Below are 4,196 nucleotides of genomic sequence, written 5' to 3'. Positions count from 1 at the left end.
TGTGTTTCCGTAAGTATAGAGGAAGAAACCGGTTTGTTTTTCCTCTTCTTTTCCTAAGACGGATGTTCTGATATTGGCTAAAAGCGCGTTTTGTTTAGCTATATCGGTTAATCCACTGTAGAAGAGAGCATTTGGCATGACCAAATAGCTTGCTGTTTGTGGTACAGGGGCAACGGTAGGGATATTTGTTTCAGGATCAGGATTTGAACCAGAATTGGAGCCAAGCAGCTCGGGTTGTAAACGGAAATCCCAGAAATTTTCATTCTTTTCATCAAAGAGGTTTTGCGCAATATCGGCTTTGCCTTGGCTTGAGTCTGGTCCATAGGCACGTAGTGTATACATATCCGGTAAGCCACCTCTTGTGGTATAGCCATTTACCAGTTTGAAAGAGTTTTCTTCTGCTTTTCCAGAAACTTGAATGAGTGAAAGCCCCCGTACATTAGGAGCAGCAGAGATATTTGCTTGACTACTGTTCTTTTCTACGCGTCCTGAAACATAAACTGATGTGTTGCCAGAGACATCCCCATGGATCAAAAGCCTATCGGTTTTTTGATCGGCGATGGGTGCTCCATCACTCCATTGTGCGTTGAAGTAAATCTTTGCATCACCCGTTGCATTATAGACTTCTTGCGTGTTTGGTTTACCAGAACCTATATGCAATGTTTGGTAATGCTCTTCTGTTGGTTTCTCAAAAACAATGGAGCTGTTATCGAGATTAAGCGTGGAAATATCAGAACGAGATCTTTGAGCGATATCAAGGAGATTGCCATCATCATCTTTTTCATTGTTACTGATCTTCAACGTCCATTTTGTGTCGTTTTTCAGATCAAAGCGTGTTTGCCCATTTTCGTCATTTCTTACACCGCCTTGTAAGACAGAATGATCTGCGGTTAAAGTAAACATTTCAACAGGTTTTGTCTTCTGCTTTATGTTTTTGAATAACGTATCTGCAAGGATTTTTGAATTTTTGAGATTAATTTTCCCCATTGATTCATCGGTATTTATTCCAATACCATTTTCAACGATCAGATCTGTATTGGTCAAATTAACTTCACTGTTTTGCCAATCTTGTGGATTACTATTACTTAGGCCATTTAACTTATTTTTAGACAAATCTGCAAAATTCACCCCAGAAACCCCTGCTGTTGCAGAAGTATTTGCGAGATCAATATGTCCATTTCTGTTTATCTTTAGTGCAATTAGTGTTGCATCTATTTTGTTTTCAGCGCCATTGATCATCTTAATCGTGCTATTGGATGCGACAAGTCCAAAATCAACTTTTTCAATCGTTGTTTTTCCGTTTAATTCAATGACGCTATTTGCAGCAGCATTTACACCCATGCTGGGCAGTTCGATTCCCTCAATATTTGTTCTCTTCCCTTTTATCGTTAATTCTTCACTTGTGATTTTGCCTCCATCCGTTACATAAAGACCAAAGAGAGTCTTCGTAATCGTTGTTTTTCCTTTTAATTCAATGACGCTGTTTGGGCCCTCAGCTGATGCGCCTGTAACTGAACTTTCGCCATTTTCTGTGAGTGCAACATCTTTAACATTAATATATCCACCCAAAGTTGCATATAATGAATTATTACTCCCAGTAACAGTTCCTCCTGTCATGAAAATTTTTGATTGCTCACCAATGGCACTCAGCGCATTATGCTCAGATGAAATGATTTTCGCACCATTGTTTAAAGTAATGCTACTGCCGTTTTGAGCAATTATTGCTTCTCCTTTTGCCTCAAAAGATCCGCCGGTGATTGTTATTTGAGATTTGTTATCTGCTAAGATGCTGTTTTTTGCTTTCGTGACGGTTACATTATTTAAAGTGACAATACTTCCTTTGTCAGCACTTATTCCTTTATCCATAAGAAAGTCATCATTTCCGCTTGATATTTTTACATCTTTCAGCGTGTTTTCTTTGCTGGTGGTGTTAAGAAATGATGCACCTACTGCTTTGTCTCCTGTGACCTCAATCGATCCTCCGGTCATCTTGATTGTCGCATTATCACTTTCGGCTTTAACACCGATCGAAGCATTTTTAATTGTTGTGTTACCATTCAATTCAATAGTGCTGGAACCTCTTGCAAATGCACCGAATTTTGTTCCTTTACCATTTGCTGTGAGCACAACATCTTTAACATTAATATATCCACCAGCTTTTGTATATAATACACTATTGCTACCGGTAACAGTTCCCTCTGTCATAAAAATTTTTGATTGCTCACCAATGGCATTGAGCCCATCACCGTTAAGTGATGTGATTTTTGCCTTATTGTTTAAAGTAATGATACTACCGTTTCGAGCATTGATTGCTGTTTCGTTTGCCTCAAAAGATCCATCGATAACTGTTACTTGAGTTTGGTTATCTGCAAAGATGCTGTTTTTTGCTTTTTTAACAGTTATATTTTTCAAAGTGAGTTTACTTTTTTTTTCAGCTTTTATTGCGTTATAGGGTTCACTGTTTTCACTTGTTATTGTGACATTTTCCATATTTTCGTTACCAGCATTTAGCTGAATAGCGGTTTTATCAACATTGATAGAACCTCCTGTCATTTTGAATGTAGCGTTGTCCGATATATTAACGCCGTATTCATAGGAAGATTTAGTTCCAAGTGGAGCACCAATGATGGTATTGTCCGATAATTCAATCAAACTATCGGATCCTTTAACGGTGACAACGGTTGTAACAGATGGTAGTGTTGGAGAGGTACTCCCCAGCTTTAAATTCTTGCCGATGATTTTTCCACCCGTTTCTGCCCAAATATTCTCGTAGCTTTCTTTAGAGACTTCCATTTTTTTTCCATCAGAAACTTTAAGTTCTTCCGCTTGTGTGTTGTGGTAGGTCCCAAATAATAGAATTGCTGCAGTTGCTGTATACGATAAAAGAGATTTTTTAGACATTTATGTTCTCCTCACTTAAAACTAAGCTACAAATATTTTTTCTGTTTGCCATATCTCCACTTGTTATAAGAAGAACAAACAATATAAGAAAATAAATAATGGTCTATAAAAATATTCTTCTTGCTCACTAATTTTATAATTTACTTATAGTTTTATAATTTACTTATAGTCAAATTAAAAAACATAATAATTAATGTATATATTTACATTTAAGTCATATTATATTTATAGTTTTAGTTATTACGTGTTAAATATATAATTAAAAATATTAAAATGATATTTAAAGACAATATTATAAGCAAATGATCGTTGTTTGTTTGTACTTTTTAATGTTATCACAGTACTGTCATATATTTTGATGCATTAAGGAGAATAAAGGGGGGGACAGCATCGTTGGGAACAGCCGTCAGCAAAAATTAAAAAAGTTTACTTAATTTTAGATCTGAGGTGTTTTATATTGGATGTAATGTGTTTTATAAATATGCTAAAGAGTACTGATTGATGCTTTTATAAATCTTAGTTTCTTCTTGAGTATTTTGATAAAGTGGTTGATGTCTTTGTTTTTTGGGTGTATTTAATTAAATTATCTGCGTAAAGAAATATTTTGCAGTATGTTTCCTGTGTAAAGAGGAAAATAATAGTAGCTTGTGCTTTTTATCTACTTACGATAGTAAAACTTTACATTTTCTTTTTGCTTTGAGAAAAAGGGGAAGGGGATTTTATGAAGCAAGCGCGATTTATCAATAAACATATATGATTTATCAATAAATACATATAAGGTGTTTTTTCTGAAAGTTTTACTTTCACTTGGAGATGAAGCGCTTTGCGACATTTTTGTTTATGAGAGATAAATGCCATTCAATATCTAAGACAGCGTAAGGGGCAGATTTCTCAAAATCACTGAATTTATTCTCACCCTTAAGCATAACCACCCGCTTTAGTGCATATTTTCATTCTTTTGCGCAAAGACTGCTACACGCATTTCACGCTCCCCAATTCCAGCAAATTGGCAAGACCTTCCACAGCTGTCTTTTCAGGATTATAACGAAAGCGTTTTTTTGCCTGTGTACGAGCAACTACTTCAATCTGGTATGCATCAAAAACAATACCTAGCCTTGTCAATCAATAAATCTTGATGGAGATGATCTTGGGAGGATAAAGAACAAAAGCTATTCGAGCGATCTTTTTATGAAAGGGTGTCAAGAATAAAAAAAGGCAGCATATCGTGCTGCCTTTTTATTAAATTGAATAGAATGAATAGGCTTGCTTTTACAGCTTTGTGTTAAAACTGATAG

Annotated in this window: 2 protein-coding genes; both read right to left on the bottom strand. The window is 35.7% G+C overall.

The features are described 5' to 3' along the window. The coding region (locus ACFILT_RS07005; protein WP_375679811.1) for an autotransporter outer membrane beta-barrel domain-containing protein at window positions 1–2,901 on the bottom strand (2,901 nt) is incomplete at its 3' end. A 972-nt stretch (window positions 2,902–3,873) separates the two neighbouring features. Continuing rightward, window positions 3,874–4,023, bottom strand: coding sequence for a hypothetical protein (locus tag ACFILT_RS07000; RefSeq protein ID WP_375612614.1), 150 nt, complete (start codon window positions 4,021–4,023; stop codon window positions 3,874–3,876). Window positions 4,024–4,196 lie beyond the last annotated feature (173 nt).

This window comes from Bartonella sp. AP7XZML (assembly GCF_042195745.1).
GTDB lineage: Bacteria > Pseudomonadota > Alphaproteobacteria > Rhizobiales > Rhizobiaceae > Bartonella.
Note: the sequence above shows the minus strand (reverse complement) of the source record. Positions and strands in the feature narration are given on the sequence as shown.